The organism is Phyllobacterium sp. MT110, from assembly GCF_058792715.1.
The window spans coordinates 949,701-972,913 of the sequence record NZ_JBXAFE010000001.1 but is presented as its reverse complement, the minus strand read 5'-3'; the positions used below and the strand labels follow the sequence as shown (position 1 = coordinate 972,913).

The following is a 23,213-nucleotide window of genomic DNA, read 5'->3' as shown; positions in this document are numbered from 1 at the left end:
GTATATCCGTCCATGCCGTCCTTCGCAACGCCAAAGATGGCAAAATCAGGGCGGCGCGGCGCATGGCTGCGTTGAGCCAGCCGCATGACTTCAATGATTTCAATATGTTAAATGAAGCTTCAGCAGGCTGCGCCGTTTACGATTGGGGTAAATTCGTGTTGAGTGAATCTGCAAACTGAGTCATGTGTTTGTGCACGTCTTTGTCTCACACCGAGAGAGCCCGCATGGAACCCGCACGCTTTATGTCCTACTGGCTCGATGCGCTGGCCCTCGTCTATTTCTTTGGCGTGTGGGTGCTCTATTCGCGCACCACGGACAAGGGATTTCTCAACCGGCGCTCGCTGACATCGGAAATGAATCTCGCCCGGCGGCAATGGATGACCACGATGTCGAGCCGCGAACTGCGCATGATCGACACCAGCATCATGATCGGCCTGCAGCAGGGCACCGGCTTTTTTGCGTCAACATCGATTCTGGCCATCGGCGGCTGTTTCGGCCTGCTGAATTCATCCGGCCGGGTGGTCACGCTGTTCCACGATATCCCGTTCCTCGGCGAGACAACCGAGCGGCTGTTTGAAACCAAGGTTCTCGGCCTGCTGGTGCTCTTCGCCTATGCCTTTTTCAAATTCGCCTGGGCTTACCGGCTGTTCAATTACTGCTCGATCCTGATTGGCGGCGTGCCCATGGCGCGCGACAAGGCGCCGGATGATCCGCAGGTCATTGTCAGCGTCAACCGGGCGGCGGAGATCAACATCCTCGCCGGCCAGCACTTCAACAGCGGACTGCGCGGCATCTTCTTTTCCATCGGCTATCTCGGATGGTTTCTCGATCCGCTGCTGTTCATGATCACGACGAGCCTTGTGGCGGTTGTGCTGTTGCGCCGTCAGTTCTTCTCCAATGCCCGCGACGCGCTGATGCGCAACAATGCCAATGCGGATTCATAGGCTGCGCGGCAGATAGCGCCAGACGACGACGGCGGTGAAGACCATCAGCGCCCCCAGGGCGATGAAGATCGCGCCAAGGCTGAAGAATGTCAGGATGATCGAATAGAAAAACGCCGGAAGGAGCTCGGAAAAATCGAGATAGGTCCGGTAGACCGAGGTCATCTGCGCCCGCTCGTGCGGGTGAACCGCGCGAATGAAGGTGGTCGAGGCCAACGTATCCAGCGCAACGCAGAAAAACGCCCCGGCAAGCAGCATGAGCGCCGCGATCATCGGAAATTTCTCACCCGCCAGCCCGGCGCCGGCCAGCGCAATGGCCAGAAGGATGAAAACGCCTGATATCGTCCGCATCAGCCCCTTGGCCATGCCGACCTTGCCCCACAGGATCGATCCCAGCAGGAACAGGTTGCCGAGCGAGACGAGCAGGCCGCCGGCCAGCTTGCCCTGGCCCGTCGCCACCATCAGGATCGGCCCGTAGACGAAGAACGTGCTCCAGTAGCACGACCGCGAAAACGCGATGAGCCAAGCGAGCCGCAGCCGTGGCTGAGCGACAAACCGCCGGACATTGGCAATCGGATTGGCGGCGCGGCTCGGGCCCTTCTGCAGGGCGGGATTGTCGCTGAGGCGAAAGTACCAGAACAGCGTCAGAAGCAGCAGCGAAAAGCCGATCGACAACAGGAACGGCGCGATCATGCCGATGGTGCTGTAAAGAAAGACGCCGAGGAACGGCCCGGCCGTCCAGGCAAAGGTCGCCGTCGCCATGCGCACGGACTCGGCGCGGACGAGTTCGCCCTTCTTGATATGGTCCATGATGTAGAGGCTGAGCGTGATGGACAGTGCGCCTGCCCCGAACGTGCGCAGGAACAACCCCGCCGCCTGCCCCGGCACGGTGTCGAGCGCGAAGGCGCAGCAGCCCAGGATCAGCGAGGTGGCGCCGGCCGTATAGACCCAGCGGCGCGGGATGCGGACGATCAGCAGCGGAATCGACAGGGTGACCATCAGCCCCAGCATCGACATGCAGGTGTAGAGGATGCTGACGCTGCGTTCGCTCTGCAGCAGGTCGTAGGTCTGGATCGGCACCACGCTGGTGATGATCGCCCGGGCCATCGACTCGATGCCAAACAGGATTGCAAACACCCGGGCTGTCGGACGTTTGGCCGTGCTGATCCAGATGGGATGGCGAACTTGATTGATCACTGGCTTGGCTATCGGGGAAATGCTGATTCGAGCGCCCCCTGACAGTGGAGCGCGAAACCATGGATAGCAGTCAATCAAGCGACATTATATGTCTGTTTCGCAGAAACCTTTGAAACAAGTGCGAAATATCAGCCGTGATGCGTGCCGGAAACACATGGATTTTGTGTTGTAACTCCCCTAGCCTGTCAGGAGTTGCAATCATCGAGATTCCCGCATGAGCCAGACCGAGACGCTTGCCCCGCCCGCCAAATCCCGTCTCGGCAGGCTTGATGTGCTGCGCGGTATCGCGCTCATTGCCATGGCGACCTATCACACGGGCTGGGATTTCGAATTCTTCGGCTACATGGAGCCTGGCACCACGGGCCATGGGGCCTGGAAGCTTTATGCCCGCATCATTGCCTCGACCTTTTTGCTGCTTGTCGGTTTCAGCCTCGTGCTGGCCCATCGCAACGGTATCCGCTGGCGCTCTTTCGGCATCCGCCTGGCGCAGATCGTTGCGGCATCCCTCGCCATCACCCTCGTCACCCGGTACGTCACGCCGGACAGTTTTGTGTTCTTCGGCATCCTGCATGAGATTGCCGCCGCCAGCGTGCTCGGCCTGTTGTTTCTGCGCCTTCCCGCCATTGTCATCGCTGCCGCAGCCGCGGCCGTTATCGCCGCGCCGCATTACCTGACCTCCGCTGCATTCGACGCACCGGCGCTCTGGCCGCTCGGCCTGTCGGAAATGCCCATCCGTTCCAATGATTACGTGCCCATTTTCCCGTGGTTCGGCCCGGTCCTGGCGGGCATGGCACTCGCCAAGACATTGCTGCACTTAGACCGGATGCGCATTTTCGCCGGAACCATCCGTCCGGCCTGGCTCGACCGGGGATTGCGGTTCATCGGCCAGCACAGCCTGGCGTTCTATCTGATCCATCAGCCGGTGCTGATCAGCTGCGTTTTCCTGATCGCGCAGGTGTTTCCGCCAGCCACGCTTACACCGCACGAGGTTTTCGACCGGGAATGCACCCGTAGCTGCTCGGTGGATAATGACAGGGCGTTCTGCGAACGTTTTTGCACCTGCACGGTGGGTCAGCTGGAGACCCAGAAGATTTTCGATGACGTCTATTCGGGTAAGCGCAACCAGGACAATGACCCGCAGATACAGGACATCACCGGCATGTGCACCCAGGAAGCGATGCAGCCCTGATCGAAATTTTTATCGGCAGTTGCAGTGTGCGTGGTTCGACAAGCTCACCATGAGAAAGGTTGAGAGTTGCGGAGGAGCCGTATTCCGCGACGTTCGCGATTGGCATGCAGCCAACCCACCACCCTCATGGTGAGCTTGTCGAACCACACAGCACGAACCATGCAGAAGGACATTACCAGCTCTCAGGTATTAACGCCCAGTTCCGCCAGCCGTTCGATGCAGGCTTCTTCAACCTGATCAAGTTCGGCCAGGGTTTCCTCGATGTCACGGCGCTTCTGGCGCAGGTCGCCGCGCTTTTCCTCGACGCGCTTCATCAACAGGTGCAGTTGACCCATTTCCCCCGGCGGCTCGCGGTACATCTGCACGATCTCGTGGATTTCCGCGATGGAAAAACCGAGCCGCTTGCCGCGCAGGATCTGCTTGAGCAGATGCCGGTCCGATGGCCGGAACAGGCGTGTCCGCCCGCGCCGGACGGGGTGGATCAGCCCCTCATCCTCATAGAAGCGCAATGTCCGGGTGGAAACGCCGAACTCCCGCGTCAGCTCAGTAATGGAATAATATTCGCGCATGACAGACATTGCTCTGATTTTTCTTACTATTTCACATGGATGTTTGGCCACGCAATTACGTAAAAGTCAATTGTACCTTTGTTAGCATAAATGAACGTTAGTCTCAAATGCCGGGAAATCAGCTGTCAGGCCAGTCCGAACCACCAGGTTGCCAGTCCCAGGAACGAGAAAAACCCGACCACATCGGTCACGGTGGTGACAAAGACAGCCGACGAAATGGCGGGATCGGCCCCGAACTTGTCGAGCAGCAGGGGAATCAGAATACCGCCGAGGGCAGCGGCCATCATGTTGATGATCATGGCCGAGGCGATGATTCCGCCCAATTCGGCATTGTGGAACCAGAAGCCGGCGACCATGCCGATCAGCACGGCGAACACCATGCCGTTGATCAAACCGACCGAAGCCTCGCGCCGGATGATGCGGCCCGCATTGTAGATATCCATGTCGCGTGTCGCCAGCGCGCGCACGGTCACGGTCATGGTCTGGGTCGCCGCATTGCCGCCCATTGAGGCAACGATGGGCATCAGCACCGCCAGCGCCACCATCTGCTGGATGGTGCCGTCAAACAGCCCGATGATGGAGGCGGAGAGAAACGCCGTGAACAGGTTGACGACCAGCCAGGGCGTGCGCGAGCGCGAGGTGGACAGGACGGAGTCGGACAGTTCTTCGTCGCCGACGCCGCCGAGGCGCATGATGTCCTCCTCGGCCTCCTCCTGGATGACGTCGACGATATTTTCGATGGTCAGCACGCCGACAAGCCGTTCATTCTCGTCGACAACGGCGGCGGACAGCAGGTCATACTGCTCGAAAATCTGCGCCGCCTCTTCCTGGTCCATCGTCGCGGGAATGGCGTGGCGCGTCTCGTGCATGATCTCGTCGATCTTGCTGTCGCGGCCTGCGCGCAGGATGCGGTCGAGATCGATGGCGCCGAGCAGCCGGAACATCGGATCGATGACGAAAATCTGCGAGAAGGATTCCGGCAGGTCGGCATTGTTGCGCATGTAGTCGATGGTCTGGCCGACGGTCCAGAACGGCGGCACGGCAACGAACTCCGTCTGCATGCGGCGTCCGGCGGTTTCTTCCGGATAGCCGAGCGAACGGCGCAGGCGCACGCGCTCGGTGAATGGCAGCTGCGCCAGAATCTCGTCGCGATCTTCCTGGTCGAGATCTTCCAGGATGTAGACGGCATCGTCGGAATCCAGGTCCTGAACCGCTTCAGCGATCTGCTGATTCGGCATGGCATCGACGATTTCGAGGCGCACGGCCTCGTCGACTTCGGTCAGCGCGGCAAAATCAAATTCATCGCCAAGCAGTTCAACGAGGGCCGCGCGCTGCTCCGATTGCAGCGCTTCAAGAACGTGGCCCAGCTCGGACTGGTGCAGTTTGCCGACATGGGAACGCAGGAACAGAACATCACGATCCGCAATGGCGGCGCCGACACGGGCGAGATAGGACGAGCGGACGGCACCGTCTTCGCCGTAAATGTCGACGTCCCGCTCGTCATCGGCGGGCGGAGGCAATGTTTCCGTTTCGTCCATCGATCCGCACCTGCCTTCCCGACACGACTTGCACCATACAGTGTCAGTTAACGCATAACCCCCGAAATCCAAATCGATTTCTCCGGGGATTGCGCGTCAATTCAGAAGGTTATCCCCCCTGCGGGATCGTGTGCGCGGCGCAGCCGGGTCAGGCGGCGCTGTCTTCCCAGCCGCTGATGGCCTTGACCTCAAGGAAGTCTTCCAGCCCCCAGTGACCGCCTTCGCGGCCGATGCCGGACTGCTTGTAGCCGCCGAACGGGGCGTCGGCCTTGTGCGACGCGCCATTGATGCGCACCATGCCCGCACGCAGCTGCTTCGACACGCGCTTGATCCGCTCGCGATCGCCCGACTGGATGTAGGCGGCAAGACCGTATGGCGTATCGTTGGCGATTTCGACGGCTTCTTCTTCCGTATCGAACGGGATCATTGCCAGTACCGGCCCAAAGATTTCCTCACGGGCAATCGTCATGTCGTTGTTCACATCGGCGAACACCGTCGGACGGACGAAATAGCCGCGATTGAAGCCTTCCGGACGGCCAGTGCCACCGGCGATCAGGCGTGCACCTTCCTTGATGCCCTGTTCGATCAGCCCCTGCACCTTGTTGAACTGCGCCTCGGAGACAAGCGGGCCCATATGATCGCCGTCCTGCGCGGGATCACCGACAACGGTCGCCTTCGCCGTGGCAGCAGCCACCTCAGTCGCCTTGTCGTAGACCGAGCGCTCGACCAGCATGCGCGTCGGCGCATTGCAGGACTGGCCCGTGTTGTTGAACACGTGCAGGACGCCGCGTGTTACCGCCGCTTCCACATCGCTGTCGGCGAAAACGATGTTGGGCGACTTGCCGCCGAGTTCCAGCGATACGCGCTTGACCGTATCGGCAGCAGCCTTGGTCACGGCAATGCCGGCACGGGTCGAGCCGGTGAAGGACATCATGTCGATGCCCGGATGCGCCGACATGACAGCACCCACGGACGGACCATCGCCATTGACCATGTTGAACACACCGGCGGGAAGGCCCGATGCATCGATGATTTCAGCAAAAACCACCGACGAAATCGGTGCGATTTCCGAGGGCTTCAGCACCACGGTGCAACCGGCGGCGATGGCAGGCACGACTTTCAGCACAACCTGGTTCATCGGCCAGTTCCACGGCGTGATCAGGCCGCAGACGCCGATGGGCTCATAGGCGATCCGGACATTGGGGTTGTGCTCGTCGAGCGGACGTTCGAATTCAAAGCTCTTCAGCGCCCGCATGAAGGCCTTGAGGTGGCCGGTGCCCGAGGCTGCCTGCTCTTCCAGCGCCATCTTGATCGGTGCGCCCATTTCGGACGAGATGGCCTGCGCCATGTCATTGATGCGCGTCTCGTAGACGGCAGTCAGGCGCTCGAGCCAGGCAATGCGCTCCTCGCGGCTTGTCAGGCTCCAGGTGGCGAATGCCTTGCGTGCGGCGGCAACGGCGGCATCGACATCGGCGGCCGAGCCCATTGAAATGACGGCGAAAGGCTGCTCATCGGCAGGATTGATGACATCAAGATCCTTTGCCACGGCCGGAGCGGTCCATTTTCCATTGATATAGAAATCGGTCTTGCGAAGCATGGTTGGTCTCCTGCCTGGTGCTGTCGGATTGGGTTGGTTCAGGGGCGGATGTGCATCCGTTGGACTGCTGGTGTAGCGGATGAATGGACCGGCAGCCAACAGGAATATCGAACAAAGAGGCGAAAATAGCGGCGCGCTGACGTCTGATCGTCATTTCCTGCGGTGGTGGAAGGCACGCCCGATGCGCAGGAAATTGCCGAGCATGGCGTGGCCATATTCCGTCAGCACCGACTCCGGATGGAACTGCACCCCGAATGTCGGGTGCGCCCGATGGGCAAGCCCCATGATCTCGCCCCTGTCGGAGCGGGCCGTTACGGTGAGCGACGCATTGTCCTCGTCCGCAACGACAATCAGCGAATGATAGCGCCCTGCCTTGAACGGGCTCGGCAATCCCTTGAAAACGCCCGTTCCGTCATGCTGGATCAGCGACGAGCGGCCATGCATGGGTTCCTGCGCCCGCAGCACCGTGCCGCCGAAGGCCTCGCCGATGCATTGGTGGCCAAGGCAAATGCCGAGAATGGGAATGCTGCCGCTGAAAGCTTCGATGATGGCGAGCGACTGCCCCGCCTCGTGTGGCCCGCAGGGACCGGGCGAGATGACCAGAGCCGCGGGTTGCAGCGTTTCAATGTCGGCGACGGTGATTGCGTCGTTGCGCACGACGCGTGTTTCCTCGCCGAGCTCGGCAAAATAGCGTGCCACGGTGAAAACGAAGGAATCATAATTGTCGATGATAAGGATCATGAGCCGGCATCTCCGGCCATGTCAAACACATCGAAAATCCGCGCCGCCTTGTCGAGCGTCTCCTGATACTCCGCTGCGGGATCGGAGAGCGCCGTGATGCCGCCGCCCGCCTGGAACACCGCCTTGCCGCCCTGGAACAGCACGGTGCGGATGGCGATGTTGGTGTCCATATTGCCGTTGAAACCGAAAAAGCCGATCGAGCCGCAATAGGCACCGCGCGCGACCTGTTCCATCTCGGTGATGATTTCCATCGCCCGCAGTTTCGGCGCACCGGTGATGGACCCGCCGGGGAAAGCCGCGCGGATCAGATCCGGCAGTGATTTTTCGTCCGCCAGACGCCCGGTGACGACCGACACCAGATGATGCACGCTGGCATAGGATTCCAGCCCGCACAGCACGGGCGTGAGCACGGAATGGGGATTGCAGACCCGCGACAGATCATTGCGCATCAGGTCGACGATCATCAGGTTTTCGGCGCGATCCTTTTCCGAGGCGAGCAGGGTCTCCGCATGCCGCCGGTCGATATCCGGATCGGCCGAGCGCGGCACCGTGCCCTTGATCGGCCGTGTCTGCACGTCCCGGCCCCGAACGGAAAGAAACCGCTCCGGCGAACTCGACGCGATGACCAGATCATCGTGCTCCAGATAGGCGGCAAATGTCGCGGCATTGCGCTGGCGCAGCGCCTTGTAGAAGGCCCAGACAGGATAGTTTTCGGGAAGATCGGCGATAAAGCGTTGCGCGATATTGGCCTGGAAAATATCGCCATCGAGAATGTATTCGACAACTTTCGCCACCGCCTGCTTATAGGCTTCGCGCGTGAAATTGGATTGCCAGATATTGCGCGCAACGCGTGGCCGCGCGGAGTCTTGCGTGTGCACCGGCTTCTCGAGCGCCGCGAGAAAGACATGAGCGCGTTCGGCGGCACGCCTTTCATCCGCCTGTTCGGGCAAACCGGACGAGACAAGCCAGACCCGTTGCGTCAGGTGATCGAAGGCAAGCACGACATCATGGAAATGCCAGATGGCGTCGGGCACATCGCCCTGCGACTGTTTGCGCGGTTCTGGAAGATTTTCCAGCAACCGTCCGAATTCATAGGAGAAATAGCCGATGGCCCCGCCATGGAATGGCGGAAGACCAGCCTGATCGTCGAGGCGGAAACGTTTGAGATACTGGGAAAGAGCCTCCAGCGGGCCAAGATCCAGTGGCTGATCGTTCCAGCGGGCCGCACCATCCCGGACCGCCAGCGTGCCGAAGGGATCGGCAGCCACGTAGGAATAGCGGCCAAGCTGGTCGTGCCGCATGGCGCTGTCAAGAAAGCTCAGCCCGCCGAACGGCTTCAGGCGTTCGGCAGCGTCGACTGGTTCCAGCCAAGGGATTTCCCGGATGTACATCCGTTGTCAGCCTTTCCCGAACGATGGCGTTACCCGCTCTTGCGGGTGGAAAGAAGTATACTTGTCTCGGTCAGGGTGATTCCGTCAATATGCCTGATGTCGCGCAGGGTGTGATCGAACGCCTCCAGCGTCTCCACCTCGATCTCCGCAACAATATCCCAGCGGCCGTTGGTGGTATGCAGCGCGCGGATTTCGGGAAAGCCCTGCAGGCGGCGGATGACCTTTTCCGCGCCCTGCCCGGCCACTTCGATCATGGCGATGGCGCGAACGCCATAAACGCCGGCACCCGCCTTCAGCGTCACGGTAAAACCCTGAATGGTGCCGTCGGTCGTCAGCTTGTCGACGCGGGCCCGCACGGTGGCGCGCGAAGTGCCGAGCAGCGTTGCCATCGACGAGACGGGCATGCGGCAGTCATCGCGCAGCAGTGACAAGAGGCGGCGGTCAAGATCATCCATGTCTGCTCCAATTTGTACAATTGAGATGCGCAAACTGCGCATTAAGTAGCGCATTTCTATCAGGATGCTGTCTATTTGTCACCGTCTCGGGGTGGCAGTATACTGGCTGCGCCGGTGAATCCCCCGGCTTCATTTGATTGACCATTCAAACGCGAAAGTGGCGCTTGTTGATGAACATGCTCAGCAACTTTGAGAACGACCCCAAACAGAAATTGATGATCGTCGGCGCGCCCATCGAGGAAGGTGCCGGTCGTCTCGGCGCCCTGATGGGCCCGGCAGCGTTGCGCACCGCCGGTCTCATCCGCACTTTGGAAGAGATGGGCCACCCGGTGGACGATCATGGCGATCTTCGCCTGCCGCAGACCTTGCCCGCCGTTGCACCTGTCACCGGCCTTGCCCATCACATCGAAAAGATCGCCGCATGGTCGCGCATGCTCTGCGTTGAAACCTATGAGGCCATGAAGGACGGCAGTTTTCCGGTCATTCTGGGCGGCGACCATTCGCTGTCCATGGGCTCGGTCGGCGGCATCGCCCGCTACTGCCAGGAAAACAACCGCGAACTGTTCGTGCTCTGGCTCGACGCGCATTCCGATTTCAACACCCCGGCAACCTCGCCATCCGGCAACATGCACGGCATGTCCGCAGCGCTCCTGTGCAACGAGCCCGGCCTTGAAGGGGTGTTCGGCGACGAGCCGCACGGCCTGATCAAGCCGGAAAACCTGCATCTCTTCGGCATCCGTTCCATCGACACGGTGGAGCGCAAGCTGCTGCGCGAACGCGGCATCGATGTCATCGACATGCGCCAGATCGATGAGTTCGGCGTGGCCAAGCTGATGCGCCGCATCATCGAGCGGGTGCAGAAGGCCAATGGCATCCTGCATGTCAGCTTCGACGTGGATTTCATCGATCCGTCGCTTGCGCCGGGTGTCGGCACGACGGTTCCGGGCGGCGCCACCTACCGCGAAGCCCATCTCGTGATGGAAATGCTGCATGATTCCGGCGTTGTCGGCTCGCTGGACATCGTCGAGCTCAATCCGTTCCTCGACGATCGCGGCAAGAGCGCCATGCTGCTCGTCGATCTCGTCGCCAGCCTGTTCGGCCGGCAGATCTATGAACGGCCCGCCGTTTCAGACCAGAGCACCACGGCGCTCAACGTATAAGAAAATTGGCAAATAGGAGGATATTTTGCTGCAAACAGCCGCCCAACTGATTTCGACCGAGTCCCGTCTTGGCGCTCACAACTACAAGCCGCTTGATGTGGTTCTGTCGCGCGGCGAAGGCGTGCATGTCTGGGATATCGATGGGAACCGCTATCTCGACTGTCTTTCAGCCTATTCCGCCGTCAACCAGGGCCATTGCCATCCCAAGATCCTGGCAGCCATGACCGAACAGGCGTCAAAGCTGACGCTGACGTCGCGCGCCTTCCGCAACGATCAGCTGGCCCTGTTCTACGAAGAGCTGGCAACCCTCACCGGCTCGCACAAGATCCTGCCGATGAACAGCGGTGCCGAAGCCGTCGAGACCGCCATCAAGGCCGTGCGCAAATGGGGCTACGAGGTCAAGGGCGTGCCGGAGAATGCCGCCGAGATCATCGTCTGTTCCGATAATTTCCACGGCCGCACCATGGGGATCGTCGGGTTCAGCACGGACCCGTCCGCCCGCGAGAATTTCGGCCCGTTTGCGCCGGGCTTCAAGGTCGTTCCCTTCGGCGATATCGATGCCTTTGCGGCGGCATTGACGCCCAATACCGTGGCGTTCCTTGTCGAGCCCATCCAGGGCGAGGCCGGCGTGAAAATCCCGCCGAAAGGCTATTTCTCCAAGGTGCGCGCGCTCTGCACGCAGAACAACATCACGCTGATCCTCGATGAAATCCAGACCGGCCTCGGCCGCACCGGCACGCTGCTGGCGGAAGAACATGAGGCAATCGAGGCCGACGTGACGCTGATCGGCAAGGCGCTCTCGGGCGGCTTCTATCCGGTCTCGGCCGTGCTGTCGAACAGCGATGTACTCGGGGTTCTGAAGCCCGGCCAGCACGGCAGCACATTCGGCGGCAATCCGCTGGCCTGCGCCATCGCCCGCGCCGCGCTGCGTGTTTTGACCGAAGAGAACATGATCGAGAATTCGCGCATCGAGGGCGAGTATTTCCTGCAGCAGCTCAAGGGTATCCGCAGCAATATCGTGCGCGAAGTGCGCGGCCGCGGCCTGATGCTGGCCATCGAGCTGCATCCGGAAGCCGGTGGCGCCAACCGCTTCTGCTACGAGCTGAAGGAACGCGGCATTCTCGCCAAGGACACCCATGGCGATACGATCCGCATCGCGCCGCCACTGGTGATCAAGCGCGATCAGATCGATTGGGCACTGGAACAGTTCAACGAAGTGCTGACCAGCATGAATTGAGGCCTAGGGGTTCAACACCCCCCTCTGGGCTGCCGCCCATCTCCCCCACAAGGGGGGAGATCAGCTTTCACAGCTATTTCAATTAATCTTCAACATTGAAAATAAGGCGAAACCATTGATGCCGATTTGATCTCCCCCCTTGTGGGGGAGATGTCCGGCAGGACAGAAGGGGGTGAAATACTTACATCCTCACCCGTTCCGCCTTCGGATCGTACATCGGCGTGAGCGATGCCACGGCTTTCACCCGCTCTCCGGCGATCTCGATCTCATAACTCGACGCCAGCACCTGCTCCGCGCTTTCGCCCTTGCAGGCGACGTAGCCAAGCCCGATCGCCCCGCCGAGATAATGGCCGTAATTGCCCGAGGTGATCGTTCCGACGATTTCGCCATCGCGCACGATGGCTTCATTGTGGAACAGCAGCGGCTCGGGATCGGCAAGACGGAACTGCACCAGCCTGCGGTCCAGCCCGTTTTCCTTCTTCTGCAACACCGCATCACGCCCGATGAAGTCGCCCTTCGTGGTTTTGACGGCAAAGCCGAGCCCTGCCTCCAGCACATGGTCTTCGTCGGTGATATCATGGCCGAAATGCCGGAAGGCCTTTTCGATCCGGCAGGAATCCAGCGTGTGCAGGCCGCACAGTTTTAGACCCAGCTCCTGACCGGCCTCCTCCAGCGCCTCGAACACATGGGCGGTCTGGTCCGACGCGACATAAAGCTCCCAGCCGAGTTCGCCGACATAGGTGACGCGGTGGGCGCGGGCGAGGCCCATGCCGATCTCGATTTCCCGTGCGGTGCCGAAGGGATGACCCGCATTGGAAAAATCGTTGGGGCTGATCCTTTCGATCACCTCGCGGGATTTCGGCCCCATCAGGCACAGCACGGATTCCGCCGCCGTCACATCGGTGATGACCACGAATTCGTCGTTGAGATGCTTGCGCATCCAGGCGAGATCGCGCTGCAGGGTGGCGCCGGGAACAACGGCAAAGAATGCCGTCTCCGACAGGCGCGTGACGGTCAGGTCGCTTTCGATCCCGCCGCGATTGTTGAGCATTTGCGTATAGACGATGCGGCCGGGTTCGACATCGAGTTGGTTGGCGCAAAGTCTTTGCAGGAAAGCCAGTGCATCGCGGCCCTCGATGCGGATTTTGCCGAAGGAGGTCATATCGAACAGGCCGACGCCATTGCGCACCGCCAGATGTTCCGCGCGCTGATTGTCGAACCAGTTCTGCTGCTTCCAGGAATAGCGGTATTCGCGCTCTTGCCCGTCATTGGCGAACCAGTTTGCCCGTTCCCATCCGGCCACTTCGCCGAAAACGGCACCGCGTGCCTTCAGATGTTCATGGATGGGCGAACGGCGGATATTGCGGGAGGTCGCCATCTGCCGGTAGGGAAAATGGTCGGCATAGAGCAGGCCAAGCGTCTCGGAGACGCGTTCTTTCAGATAGCGCCGGTTCTTCTGGAATGGCTGGGCCCGGCGGATATCCACTTCCCACAGGTCGAACGGTGCTTCACCGTCGTGAATCCACTGGGCCAGTGCCATGCCGGCTCCGCCAGACGACACGATGCCGATGGAATTGTAGCCCGCCGCCACCCAGTAACCGCCCAGTTCCGGTGCTTCGCCGAGATAATAGCGATCATCCGGGGTAAAGCTCTCCGGGCCGTTGAAAAAAGTGTGAATGCCCGCCGTGCCGAGCATCGGCATGCGGTTGACGCCCATTTCGAGGATCGGTTCGAAATGTTCGAAATCCTCCGGCAGCTGGTCGAAGCAGAAATCTTCGGAAATGCCGTTCATGCCCCACGGCTTGGCCACGGGCTCGAAGGCGCCGAGCATCATCTTGCCGGCATCTTCCTTGTAATAGGCGCATTCATCAGGCACGCGCAGCACCGGCAGGCGGCCGAGCCCCTCGATGGCCTCGGTGACAAGATAGAAATGCTCGCAGGCGTGCAGAGGCACCGTCACGCCTGACATCGACGCCAGATCACGCGCCCACATGCCGGCGCAGTTGATCACCACATCGGTCTCGATCGTGCCCTGTTCCTCGCCCTTGGCCCAGGAAACGCCGGATACCCGGCCGTTCTTCTTGTGAATGTCGGTGACTTTCACGTTCTCGAAGATTTTCGCGCCGCGCTGCCTTGCGCCCTTGGCCAGTGCCATGGCGATATTGGCGGGATCGCACTGCCCGTCCAGCGGCAGATGCACGGCGCCGACCACATCCGATATGTTAAGATGCGGGTACATCTCCTTGACTTCCCGTGGAGAAATCTCCCGCACATCCACATCGAAGGCACGCGCCAAAGAAGCCTGGCGATAGATCTCGTGTTTGCGCTCTTCGGTCAGCGCCACGGTGATGGATCCCACCTGACGCATGCCCGTGGCCACCTCGGTTTCCGCCTCCAGCTTGACGTAGAGATCAGCGGAATATTTGGCGAGCCGCGTCATGTTCTGCGAGGCGCGCAGCTGGCCGATCAGCCCGGCCGCATGCCACGTGGTGCCCGAGGTCAGCTGCTTGCGTTCCAAGAGAACGATGTCGGTCCAGCCCAGCTTGGCAAGGTGATAGGCGACGGAACAGCCGGAAACGCCGCCCCCGATGATGACGGCTCTGGCCTTGGCCGGAAGAGAACTCATGCGCGGATTCTTTCGTTAGCGGGATCCCAGAGCGGCTGATCCGGATGCACGGTAGCCTTGAAACGTTCGCCGAAAATCTCGACCTCGATTTGCGTTCCAGGTTCGGTAAGTTCGGTCTTGAGCATGCCGAGCGCGATGGATTTGTCGATCCGGTGCCCCCAGCCGCCCGAGGTGGTTTCGCCGACAATGCTACCCTGGTGCCAGAGCGTCGACATATAGGGCGCGTCGCAATCCCCGGCATCGACGGTCAGCGTGACGAAGCGTTTCTTCACACCGTGCTGCTTTTCGCTTTCCAGCGCGGCTTTGCCGAGAAAATCAGGCTTTTCCCATTTGATGAAACGGTCCAGCCCGCTCTGCAACGGCGTGTAATCGGTGGACAGATCGCCCTTCCAGGCGCGGTAGCCTTTTTCCAGCCGCAGCGAGTCCAGTGCATACATGCCGAACGGTTTCAGCCCGTATGGCTGCCCCGCCTGCCAGACCGCATCGAAAATCGCCTGGGTATCGGCGACCTTGCTGTGGATTTCCCAGCCCAGTTCCCCGGCAAACGACACGCGCACAAGCTGGCAATAGCGTCCGGCGATCTGTGTCGTCTGGTGCGACAGCCAGGATTTGCCGAGGTCCGCATCGCAGATGCCGGCAAACAGATCGCGCGCCTTCGGGCCCGTGACGATCTGGCAGGAAAACTGCTCGGTGACGTTGCTGATGCTGATCGCGCTACCCCTGGGCAGGTGTTTTTGCAGCCATTCCAGATCGTGCCACTCGGCAACGCCTGCGGTGATCAGGAAAAACACGTCCTCGTCGATGGCCATGATCGACATTTCGGTGACGACACGGCCTTTGGCATCGGCGAAATAGCCAAGGCCGATGCGGCCGGGTTTCGGCACCAGACCGGTGATCAGGCCGGATAGCCAGTCGCGTGCCCCGGCGCCGCTCACCTTGAAGCGGGAGAAACCGGGCAGATCGAGAATGCCGACCGCGTCGCGTACCGCATGGCACTCTTCGCGGATGCGCCGTTGCCACGGCCCTTCCCGCGTGAATGTCTGTGTCGCCTCTTCCGAGGTATCGTCGCCCGGCTGCGCATACCAGTTTGCCCGTTCCCAGCCATTATAGACGCCGAACTGCGCGCCCAAACCGGTCACGCGCGCATGCAGCGGCGACAGCTTCTTGTTGCGTCCGGCAGACCACGTATGGCGCGGGAAATGGATGGCGTATTCGTGGCCATAGACTTCCACGCCCTTGGCGACACTGTAATCATGATCGGCAAAGGCGGTGAAGCGGCGCGGATCGCAGGACCACATGTCCCATTCGGTCGCGCCTTCCGTCACCCATTCCGCCAGCACCTTGCCTGCCCCGCCTGCCTGCGCGATGCCGAAGGTGAAAACACAGGCTTCGAACGCGTTGGGCACACCGGGCATCGGCCCGATCAGCGGGTTGCCATCCGGCGCATAGGGAATGGGGCCATTGATGATTTTCGACAGACCGGCCGTACCAAGGATCGGCACGCGGGCGATCGCGTCGTTCAGATACCATTCGAGCCGCTCCAGATCGTCGGGAAACAGCTGGAAGGAGAAATCGTCCGGCATCGGATCGTCTGAGGTGGCCCAATGCGCCCGGCAATTGCGCTCGTAGGGGCCGAGATTCATGCCGTTCTTCTCCTGCCGGAGATAGTAGGACGAATCTACATCGCGCAGCAGCGGAAGCTTGTGGCCCTGCTCGCGGCTCCATGCGGCAATTTCGGGGATTTCATCGAACAGCAGATATTGATGGCTCATGACCATCATCGGTACGTCGCGGCCGAACAGCCTGCCGATTTCCTGCGCCCGGTAACCGGCGGCATTGACCACATATTCGCAGCGGATCTCGCCCTGCGGGGTCGCGATCACCCATTCGTCGCCGTCGCGCCGGGCACCTGTCACCGGACAGAAGCGGATGATCTTTGCGCCCATGTCGCGTGCGCCCTTGGCCAGCGCCTGCGTCAGCTGGGCCGGATCGATATCGCCATCATTGGGATCGTACAGCGCGCCCGCCAGATCATGCGTCGCGATGAAGGGATAGCGGCCATTGATTTCATCGACGCCGAGCACGTCGATATCCATGCCCTGGTATCGGCCCATGCTTTTGACACGCTGGAACTCGCGCATGCGCTCCTTGCCATGGGCGAGCCGCAGCGAGCCGGTGACATGGTAGTTCATGGGATAATCGACTTCCTGCGCCAGCCGCCGGTACAGCTCGGCGGAATAACGCTGCATGTTCATCACCGACCACGAGGCGGAGAAGGTCGGCACATTGCCCGCCGCATGCCAGGTGGAGCCCGATGTCAGCTCGTTCTTCTCCAGAAGCACGCAGTCGGTCCATCCCGCCTTGGCGAGATGATACAGCGACGAGACACCGACCGCCCCGCCGCCGATGATGACGACCCGCGCCGACGTTGGAAATTCAGACATGCATAGTCTCCCGTGGTCTCATGCTGTGGTTTTGCTGCCCGGTCATGCCCGGGCGATTTCATCGAGGTACCACTGGATGTACCGCAACTCGTTGTGTTCCATCGGCGCGATGGGCCCCGGCACGAAATAGTGCGAGCGCACGCCGCGCGCCGTATGTTCGATGATCGTCTTGTCCTCGGCGGTGGTCACCTTCCAAAGCCATGTCAGCTTGTCCAGGTCGTAATCCCGGCCCTCCTCGGCATCGCCGCGCACCAGCCAGATCAGCTCCATCTCGCAGGTATCGGCTGTCTTCGGAATGAAACGATAAATCATGCCATGATCGGGGTAGCACACGAGGAAACTGGTGCCGCCAAGGTGGATTGAGGTCACGCCGCCGTCGAATTCGGTGAAACGGCCCATCAGCGGGCCGACGGGCGAGCCGTCCTGGCTGCCGCTCGATACGCCGTCATAGAGCGCATAGCGGAACGTATGAATCGTTTCATTGCCCTGTGCGGAGCTCTGCCAGTGGTCGCCGGTCGCAATGTCGATGCCGAGCGCGCAGGTGCGCTGCTCCATCCGCGCATTCAGCTCGGTGATTTTTTCCAGCGGCTGCTCAAGCGCATGGGTCTGCGAATATTCCGGATGCGCCGGGCCGCAGTGGTAGCACTCGACATAATTTTCCACGGCCAGTTTCCAGTTGGCATCCACCGGATAGGTCTCGCGGTGCGCCACCTTGGCATCGGCCCAGCCATACTGGCCGCAGGTGGTGCGCAGCGACTGCTCGATAATGTCGAAATTCAGCGGTTCGTCGGCAAAGCAGATGAAGATCAGCCCTTCGGCCACGCGCACATGCAGCTTTTTCAGGCCATGGGCGCTACGGTCGAAATCCCGCGGCATCAGCCGCGCTGCGCGCAGGCTGCCGTCATTCATGTAGGTCCAGGCGTGATAGGGGCAGACGAAGAAGCGGGCATTGCCCTTCTGCTGGGTGCAGACCTCGGCGCCGCGATGGCGGCAGACATTGAGGAATGCGTGGATCGAACCATCCTCGGTGCGCGAAACGATCACCGCCTCCGAATCGATCTTGAACAATTCGAAATCGCCCGCATTGGGAATGATGCTGGCATGGCCGATGCAGTGCCAATGGCGACGGAACACCCGTTCCATGTCCCGGGCATAGACATCCGGGTCCATGTAGAAGGCGCGCGCCAGCCCATGGCCGGGCCGGTGGTCCGCAATCATGCGGTCGATCTTGTCGCCTGCCAGTGCAACGCCGGCCAATGCCTGTTCCGCGCCCATGTTAGCCTCGCTCAAAAAGAGTGGTCCCCCGACGCGCTCCCTTGTTTCCCGGATGCGTCGCAGATTAGAATGATTCCGCATTGGGCGCCGTTCAAGCGATGGTTGCTCATCAAGACATGAATTATTCTCAACAGTCTGTTTTACAGGATGCCGCCCGATGATGTCGAAGCCCCGAATACCCCCGCTCGGCTCGTTGCGCGCGTTTGAAGCCTCGGCCCGTCTTTTGAGCTTTCGCCTGGCAGGCGACGAGCTCGGCGTCACCCAATCGGCCATCAGCCACCGCATTTCCGAGCTGGAGGCGATTCTCGGGGTAAAGCTGTTCGAACGCCTGCCGCGCGGCGTGGCGCTGACCGATGCCGGGACGCTGTATTATCCCTATATGCGCGATGCCTTCGAAAAGATCGCCCGCGGCACGGCGCTGATCAACAGGTTGGGCACGACGGACGATCTGGCGATTGAAACCTATGCGACCTTCGCCATCCGCTGGCTCATTCCGCGCCTGACCGATTTCCGCAAGGTCAATCCGAACCTTGCCATCCGCATCGGCACCAGCCAGCTCGACTGGGAACTCAATATCGACAGTTCGGATATCGGCATCATTCACACGACCCGGCCGGAGCGGATGAACCTGCATTACCGGCTGCTTGTCAAAGCCGAGATGTTTCCGGTGTGCAGCGCGGCGGTTGCGGCGCGGATCGCGGGCGACACCGAGGCAAAGGCACTCAACAAGGTGCCGCGTCTGGCGCTCTATACCGCGCCGGAGGACTGGGGCACATGGCTGGATGCCGCAGGGATTGCCGATAGCGGCCAGGCGGTGACGCTGAAGTTCGACACCTACCTCGCCGCCCTGCAGTCGGCTCTCGATGGTCAGGGACTGGCAATCGCACCGGGCTTTCTCGTCGCCGACGATCTGAAGGCGGGGCGTCTGGTGGCACCGTTCGCGCTGAAAGTCCCGCAACCCAGTGCATGGTACATGATCTGCCGCAAGGAGCGGGTCAATGAAGCGCGCATCCGCCAGTTCGAGAAGTGGCTGGTGGAGCAGTTCGGCGGATGAAACCAACGATTGCTGTTGTTTCACCCCCCTCTGGGCTGCCGCCCATCTCCCCCACAAGGGGGGAGATCAGCCTTCACAGTTGTTTCAGCCAACCTTCAAGGGTGAAAGTTGACCCAGATGATCGATGCCGATGCGATCTCCCCCTTTGTGGGGGAGATGTCCGGCAGGACAGAGGGGGGTACAAATCACTTCCTTTTAATCCCGATCGATTTTCCAACCCGCGCCGGAATCCCGAGTTTCGCATGGGCAGTCTTGTAAAACTCAAGCTTTGGCAGCACGTCCTCCGGGAACGGCACAACCTTCGGGCCGTTCATATCCACGTGCAGTGACAGAACTTCCGACGTCGCGGCAACCCAGCCATCGACGTGAATGATCTCGTTGTAGGTGTGCAGACGCTTGCCGTCGAAATCGATGAGCTGGCTGGTGACCGTCACCAGATGGTCGAGATGGATCTCCTGCACGTAGCAGATGTGAACCTCCGCCGTGTAGATCGTCAGCTTGCGTTCCGCCGCATATTTCGGGCCAAATCCCAGTTCGGCAAGGAATTCGTCGCCGCCCCGGTCGAACACCACGTTGTAATAGGCCATGTTCAGATGGCCGTTATAATCGATCCATTCCTTTTCCATGGCTATCGGAGCGGAGCGGTACAAATCACCTTCTGGCATGCTGGCAGTCCCCTCATTGGTAAAACTCGGCGGCATTTGAACCATGGCAGCCGCCCGTCCACTGTGTCAAAAACGACTGATAATGGCGGCTGCCTAACGATTGGCTGCCGCGCGCAGGCTGCTCGGCGGCTTGCCCTCGAAGGTGCGGAACGTGCGGGCGAACGCGGCAGCGGATGAAAAACCCGTACGCGCGGCGATATCGGCCAGCGGGGTTTTGGTGTCGGTGATCAGCCGCCGCGCGATCTTCAGACGCAGGCGCAGATAGTAGCGGCCGGGTCCCTCGCCCACGGCCTTCGCAAAAATCTTTTCCAGGCTGCGCGCACTCAGGCCGCAGCGTTTGGCGATCGCACCGATGGTGAGCGGCGCATCGAGATGCCCCTCCATGAGCCGAATCGCCGTGGCGAGTTTCGGATGCACGCCGTCGAGCCGCCCCAGCGAGACAAGCGGCTGCGCAACGTTGGATGCATGCGCTTCATCGTAGATAAAGACGCTCGCCACATCGAGCGCCACGGACATGCCGCAACGTGAGCGGATGAGATGCAGCATCAGGTCGAAGGTCGGCGACGCGCCGCCCGTGGTGAAGACGGGCCCGTCGATGACATAGCGGTCCGGCCGGATATCCGCCTCGGGAAATTCGGCGGTGAATTCCTCCATGTCCTCCCAGTGCGTCGTGGCACGCCGTCCCCGCAGCAGCCCCGCCCGGCCAAGCAGCCATGACCCCGCCTCGATGCCGCCGATCATTTGGTAGTGATGCATGGCGCGGCGCAGGCCGGCGGTAAAGGTGGTGCGCGAAATATCCGATGTGCCGAAGCCGCCGATCATCAGCAGCATGTCGGCTTTGTCAGCCGGATCGAATGCGCCGGAAACGGCAATCGGCAGGCCGCAGGTGGTGATTGCCGGGTTGCCGTCCAGCGAAACGATCCGCCATTTGAACAGGGTGCTGCCCGAGACGCGGTTGGCGGCACGCATGGGATCGATGGTCGATGCCACGCACATCAGCGACGCGCCGCTGAAGACGAGGACCGTCACGTCAAGCGTTTTGGTGTTGGGCAAAAAGAGTGGCGACGTTTCGCTATTCATCAAATCAAGTTCGTATATTGCAAAGCATGCATTTGCAACAGCTGCATGATTTGCCCAACGAAAAAATGGGAGCAAAGCAATGGGACTCACCCCCAATCGCGACGTATTCATCACCTGTGCCGTCACCGGCGCGGGCGACACCACAGGCCGGTCCGACAAGGTTCCGGTCACCCCGCGGCAGATCGCCGACGAATGCATTTCCGCCGCCAATGCCGGTGCCGCGGTGGCGCATATCCATGTGCGCGATCCGAAAACCGGCAAGGGGTCGCGCGATGTCGCGCTTTATGCGGAAGTGGTCGAGCTGATCAAGGCATCGGGCGTCGACATGGTGCTGAACCTCACCGCCGGCATGGGCGGCGACCTGACGCTCGGCAGCACCGAACAGCCGATGCCGCCCTCACCCGTCGGCACCGACATGGTCGGCGCCACCGAACGGCTCGTGCATGTGGCCAAGCTGCGCCCGGAAATCTGCACGCTCGATTGCGGCACGATGAATTTCGGCGAAGGCGACTACGTCATGACCAACACGCCTGCCATGCTGAAAGACATGGCGGCACAGATCAAGGCGCTGGGCGTGCGCCCGGAAGTCGAGATTTTCGACACCGGCCACCTGCTCCTCGCCAAGTGGCTCTATGACCAGAAGCTTCTGGAAGACCCGGTCATGGTCCAACTGTGCATGGGCATTCCGTGGGGCGCGCCGGACGATATCAACACGCTTTTGGCGCTGACCAACAACCTGCCCGCCAACTGGACGTTTTCGGCCTTCTCCATCGGCCGCAACCAGCTGCCCTATGCAGCCATGGCCATGCTCGCCGGCGGCAATATCCGCGTCGGTCTCGAAGACAATATCTGGCTCGACAAGGGTGTCCTTGCCACCAACGGCCAGTTGGTCGAACGGGCCGTGAAGGTTGCCGAGGGCATCGGCGCCCGCATTCTGGGACCGGACGAGGTTCGGGCCCGCATGAAACTGACAAAGGGCTGGTGAGATCATGAGCGTCATTCGCAAAGCGGCAGCCGTCGGCGGCGGCGTCATCGGTGCGGGCTGGGTTGCCCGTCTCATTCTCAACGGCATCGACGTATCGATCTTCGATCCGGACCCGGAGGCGGAACGCAAGGTCAGCGAGGTGATGAAGAATTCACGCCGCGCCTACAAGACCATGGTGCCCGGCGGCCTGCCGCAAGAGGGTAAGCTGACCTTCGCCAAGTCAATCGCCGAGGCTGTTGCCGGTGCCAATTTCATCCAGGAAAGTGTGCCGGAACGCCTCGACCTCAAGCACAAGGTGCTGGCGGAGATCGACAAGCATGCGGCGGTCGATGCCATCATCGGCTCGTCCACCTCAGGCATCCTGCCATCGGACATGCAGACATCGATGCAGCACCCCGAGCGCCTTGTCGTCGGCCATCCCTACAATCCGGTCTATCTCCTGCCACTGGTTGAAATCGTCGGCGGCAAGCTGACCTCGCCGGAAGCCATCGAGACAGCGCGGGAACTCTATGCCTCCATCGGCATGAAGCCCGTGGTCATCCGCAAGGAAATCGAAGCCTTTGTCGGCGACCGCCTGCTGGAAGCCGTCTGGCGCGAAGCGCTGTGGCTGATCAAGGACGACATCACCACCGTCGAGGAACTCGACGACATCATGCGCTATTCCTTCGGCATCCGCTGGGCGCAGATGGGCATGTTCCAGGTCTATCGCGTGGCGGGTGGCGAAGCCGGCATGCGCCATTTCATGGCCCAGTTCGGCCCCTGCCTGTCCTGGCCGTGGACCAAGCTGATGGATGTGCCCGAACTCACCGATGAACTCGTCGACAAGATCGCCGCACAGTCCGATGAACAGGCGCATGGCCTGTCCATCCGCGAACTGGAACGCATCCGCGACGATAACCTCGTGGCGATCATGGATGCCCTCTCCCGCCAGAACAAGGGCAAGGGCTGGGGTGCCGGTGCGCTCTACAAGGATTACACCAAGCAGTTGTCGAAACTGGCAAAGAAGCCTGCGGTCTCCAAGGCGGCTGAAAAGGCCAAATCCACCAAACCCAAGAAGAAGGCTTAAATC

19 protein-coding genes are annotated in these 23,213 nt (G+C 60.9%); 7 read left to right on the top strand and 12 right to left on the bottom strand.

Features of this window, described 5'->3' with window-relative positions:
- Positions 1 to 224 precede the first annotated feature (224 nt).
- Positions 225 to 944 carry a DUF599 domain-containing protein gene (locus tag AC1Q5O_RS05075; protein ID WP_464660191.1) on the top strand — a complete coding sequence of 240 codons (720 nt, stop codon included), beginning with the start codon at positions 225 to 227 and terminating at the stop codon, positions 942 to 944.
- Here AC1Q5O_RS05075 and AC1Q5O_RS05070 read toward each other — a convergent pair.
- The gene (locus AC1Q5O_RS05070) at positions 939 to 2,138 is read right to left on the bottom strand and encodes an MFS transporter (RefSeq protein WP_492562030.1); all 1,200 of its coding nucleotides are present in this window, start codon (positions 2,136 to 2,138) and stop codon (positions 939 to 941) included. The genes AC1Q5O_RS05075 and AC1Q5O_RS05070 overlap by 6 nt on opposite strands.
- A gap of 214 nt (positions 2,139 to 2,352) precedes the next feature.
- Here AC1Q5O_RS05070 and AC1Q5O_RS05065 point away from each other — a divergent pair, with 214 nt between their 5' ends.
- Entirely contained in the window at positions 2,353 to 3,327 is a 975-nt protein-coding gene (locus AC1Q5O_RS05065; protein WP_492562028.1) for a heparan-alpha-glucosaminide N-acetyltransferase, read from the top strand.
- Positions 3,328 to 3,509: 182 nt separating this feature from the next.
- Here the strand turns inward: AC1Q5O_RS05065 and AC1Q5O_RS05060 are convergent, their stop codons facing one another.
- The 6 genes from AC1Q5O_RS05060 to AC1Q5O_RS05035 form a co-directional block, all read right to left on the bottom strand.
- Positions 3,510 to 3,896: a MerR family transcriptional regulator gene (locus AC1Q5O_RS05060; RefSeq protein WP_105733149.1), complete on the bottom strand. Its 387-nt coding sequence runs from the start codon at positions 3,894 to 3,896 to the stop codon at positions 3,510 to 3,512.
- A gap of 125 nt (positions 3,897 to 4,021) precedes the next feature.
- Entirely contained in the window at positions 4,022 to 5,434 is a 1,413-nt protein-coding gene (mgtE, locus tag AC1Q5O_RS05055) for a magnesium transporter (protein WP_223615051.1), read from the bottom strand.
- A gap of 148 nt (positions 5,435 to 5,582) precedes the next feature.
- On the bottom strand, positions 5,583 to 7,031 hold the full coding sequence (locus AC1Q5O_RS05050; protein WP_472461231.1) for an aldehyde dehydrogenase family protein: 1,449 nt from the start codon (positions 7,029 to 7,031) through the stop codon (positions 5,583 to 5,585).
- Positions 7,032 to 7,181: 150 nt separating this feature from the next.
- A complete protein-coding gene (locus AC1Q5O_RS05045; protein ID WP_492562027.1) occupies positions 7,182 to 7,772 on the bottom strand; it encodes an anthranilate synthase component II in 591 nt (196 codons plus the stop codon).
- Positions 7,769 to 9,163, bottom strand: a complete 1,395-nt coding sequence (gene pabB, locus AC1Q5O_RS05040; RefSeq protein WP_492562026.1) for an aminodeoxychorismate synthase component I — start codon at positions 9,161 to 9,163, stop codon at positions 7,769 to 7,771. Before pabB ends, AC1Q5O_RS05045 begins: the two co-directional genes overlap by 4 nt.
- Positions 9,164 to 9,192: 29 nt before the next feature.
- The gene (locus tag AC1Q5O_RS05035) at positions 9,193 to 9,618 is read right to left on the bottom strand and encodes an Lrp/AsnC family transcriptional regulator (protein ID WP_492562025.1); all 426 of its coding nucleotides are present in this window, start codon (positions 9,616 to 9,618) and stop codon (positions 9,193 to 9,195) included.
- A gap of 176 nt (positions 9,619 to 9,794) precedes the next feature.
- Between AC1Q5O_RS05035 and rocF the strand changes: the two genes are divergently transcribed.
- Both rocF and rocD read left to right on the top strand, forming a co-directional pair.
- Positions 9,795 to 10,778 carry an arginase gene (gene rocF / locus AC1Q5O_RS05030; protein ID WP_374042729.1) on the top strand — a complete coding sequence of 328 codons (984 nt, stop codon included), beginning with the start codon at positions 9,795 to 9,797 and terminating at the stop codon, positions 10,776 to 10,778.
- A 28-nt stretch (positions 10,779 to 10,806) separates the two neighbouring features.
- On the top strand, positions 10,807 to 12,015 hold the full coding sequence (gene rocD, locus AC1Q5O_RS05025) for an ornithine--oxo-acid transaminase (protein ID WP_492563080.1): 1,209 nt from the start codon (positions 10,807 to 10,809) through the stop codon (positions 12,013 to 12,015).
- 181 nt (positions 12,016 to 12,196) lie between these two features.
- Here rocD and AC1Q5O_RS05020 read toward each other — a convergent pair whose 3' ends face one another.
- The 3 genes from AC1Q5O_RS05020 to AC1Q5O_RS05010 are packed head-to-tail and all read right to left on the bottom strand — an operon-like array spanning position 12,197 to position 18,360.
- A complete protein-coding gene (locus AC1Q5O_RS05020) occupies positions 12,197 to 14,641 on the bottom strand; it encodes a GcvT family protein (RefSeq protein ID WP_492562024.1) in 2,445 nt (814 codons plus the stop codon).
- On the bottom strand, positions 14,638 to 17,085 hold the full coding sequence (locus AC1Q5O_RS05015) for a GcvT family protein (RefSeq protein ID WP_492562023.1): 2,448 nt from the start codon (positions 17,083 to 17,085) through the stop codon (positions 14,638 to 14,640). Before AC1Q5O_RS05015 ends, AC1Q5O_RS05020 begins: the two co-directional genes overlap by 4 nt.
- A 42-nt stretch (positions 17,086 to 17,127) precedes the next feature.
- Positions 17,128 to 18,360 carry an aromatic ring-hydroxylating oxygenase subunit alpha gene (locus AC1Q5O_RS05010; protein WP_492562022.1) on the bottom strand — a complete coding sequence of 411 codons (1,233 nt, stop codon included), beginning with the start codon at positions 18,358 to 18,360 and terminating at the stop codon, positions 17,128 to 17,130.
- A 157-nt stretch (positions 18,361 to 18,517) separates the two neighbouring features.
- Between AC1Q5O_RS05010 and AC1Q5O_RS05005 the strand changes: the two genes are divergently transcribed.
- A complete protein-coding gene (locus AC1Q5O_RS05005) occupies positions 18,518 to 19,414 on the top strand; it encodes a LysR substrate-binding domain-containing protein (RefSeq protein ID WP_492562021.1) in 897 nt (298 codons plus the stop codon).
- A gap of 185 nt (positions 19,415 to 19,599) precedes the next feature.
- On the opposite strand, the gene AC1Q5O_RS05000 is transcribed toward AC1Q5O_RS05005, so the two are convergent.
- Positions 19,600 to 20,079 carry a thioesterase family protein gene (locus AC1Q5O_RS05000; RefSeq protein WP_223615059.1) on the bottom strand — a complete coding sequence of 160 codons (480 nt, stop codon included), beginning with the start codon at positions 20,077 to 20,079 and terminating at the stop codon, positions 19,600 to 19,602.
- A gap of 93 nt (positions 20,080 to 20,172) precedes the next feature.
- Positions 20,173 to 21,162: a GlxA family transcriptional regulator gene (locus tag AC1Q5O_RS04995; protein WP_464660171.1), complete on the bottom strand. Its 990-nt coding sequence runs from the start codon at positions 21,160 to 21,162 to the stop codon at positions 20,173 to 20,175.
- A gap of 76 nt (positions 21,163 to 21,238) precedes the next feature.
- On the opposite strand from AC1Q5O_RS04995, the gene AC1Q5O_RS04990 reads away from it, so the two are divergent.
- Entirely contained in the window at positions 21,239 to 22,144 is a 906-nt protein-coding gene (locus tag AC1Q5O_RS04990) for a beta-keto acid cleavage family enzyme (RefSeq protein WP_105732925.1), read from the top strand.
- Between the two features lie 4 nt (positions 22,145 to 22,148).
- On the top strand, positions 22,149 to 23,210 hold the full coding sequence (locus AC1Q5O_RS04985; protein ID WP_464660169.1) for a carnitine 3-dehydrogenase: 1,062 nt from the start codon (positions 22,149 to 22,151) through the stop codon (positions 23,208 to 23,210).
- Positions 23,211 to 23,213: the final 3 nt, after the last annotated feature.

Coding starts and splice junctions, on each gene's coding strand:
- AC1Q5O_RS05075 (WP_464660191.1), top strand. CDS start 225: ATGGAACCCGCACGCTTTATGTCCTACTGGCTCGATGCGCTGGCCCTC.
- AC1Q5O_RS05065 (WP_492562028.1), top strand. CDS start 2,353: ATGAGCCAGACCGAGACGCTTGCCCCGCCCGCCAAATCCCGTCTCGGC.
- AC1Q5O_RS05060 (WP_105733149.1), bottom strand. CDS start 3,896: ATGCGCGAATATTATTCCATTACTGAGCTGACGCGGGAGTTCGGCGTT.
- mgtE (WP_223615051.1), bottom strand. CDS start 5,434: ATGGACGAAACGGAAACATTGCCTCCGCCCGCCGATGACGAGCGGGAC.
- AC1Q5O_RS05050 (WP_472461231.1), bottom strand. CDS start 7,031: ATGCTTCGCAAGACCGATTTCTATATCAATGGAAAATGGACCGCTCCG.
- AC1Q5O_RS05045 (WP_492562027.1), bottom strand. CDS start 7,772: ATGATCCTTATCATCGACAATTATGATTCCTTCGTTTTCACCGTGGCA.
- pabB (WP_492562026.1), bottom strand. CDS start 9,163: ATGTACATCCGGGAAATCCCTTGGCTGGAACCAGTCGACGCTGCCGAA.
- AC1Q5O_RS05035 (WP_492562025.1), bottom strand. CDS start 9,618: ATGGATGATCTTGACCGCCGCCTCTTGTCACTGCTGCGCGATGACTGC.
- rocF (WP_374042729.1), top strand. CDS start 9,795: ATGCTCAGCAACTTTGAGAACGACCCCAAACAGAAATTGATGATCGTC.
- AC1Q5O_RS05020 (WP_492562024.1), bottom strand. CDS start 14,641: ATGAGTTCTCTTCCGGCCAAGGCCAGAGCCGTCATCATCGGGGGCGGC.
- AC1Q5O_RS05015 (WP_492562023.1), bottom strand. CDS start 17,085: ATGTCTGAATTTCCAACGTCGGCGCGGGTCGTCATCATCGGCGGCGGG.
- AC1Q5O_RS05010 (WP_492562022.1), bottom strand. CDS start 18,360: ATGGGCGCGGAACAGGCATTGGCCGGCGTTGCACTGGCAGGCGACAAG.
- AC1Q5O_RS05005 (WP_492562021.1), top strand. CDS start 18,518: ATGATGTCGAAGCCCCGAATACCCCCGCTCGGCTCGTTGCGCGCGTTT.
- AC1Q5O_RS05000 (WP_223615059.1), bottom strand. CDS start 20,079: ATGCCAGAAGGTGATTTGTACCGCTCCGCTCCGATAGCCATGGAAAAG.
- AC1Q5O_RS04990 (WP_105732925.1), top strand. CDS start 21,239: ATGGGACTCACCCCCAATCGCGACGTATTCATCACCTGTGCCGTCACC.
- AC1Q5O_RS04985 (WP_464660169.1), top strand. CDS start 22,149: ATGAGCGTCATTCGCAAAGCGGCAGCCGTCGGCGGCGGCGTCATCGGT.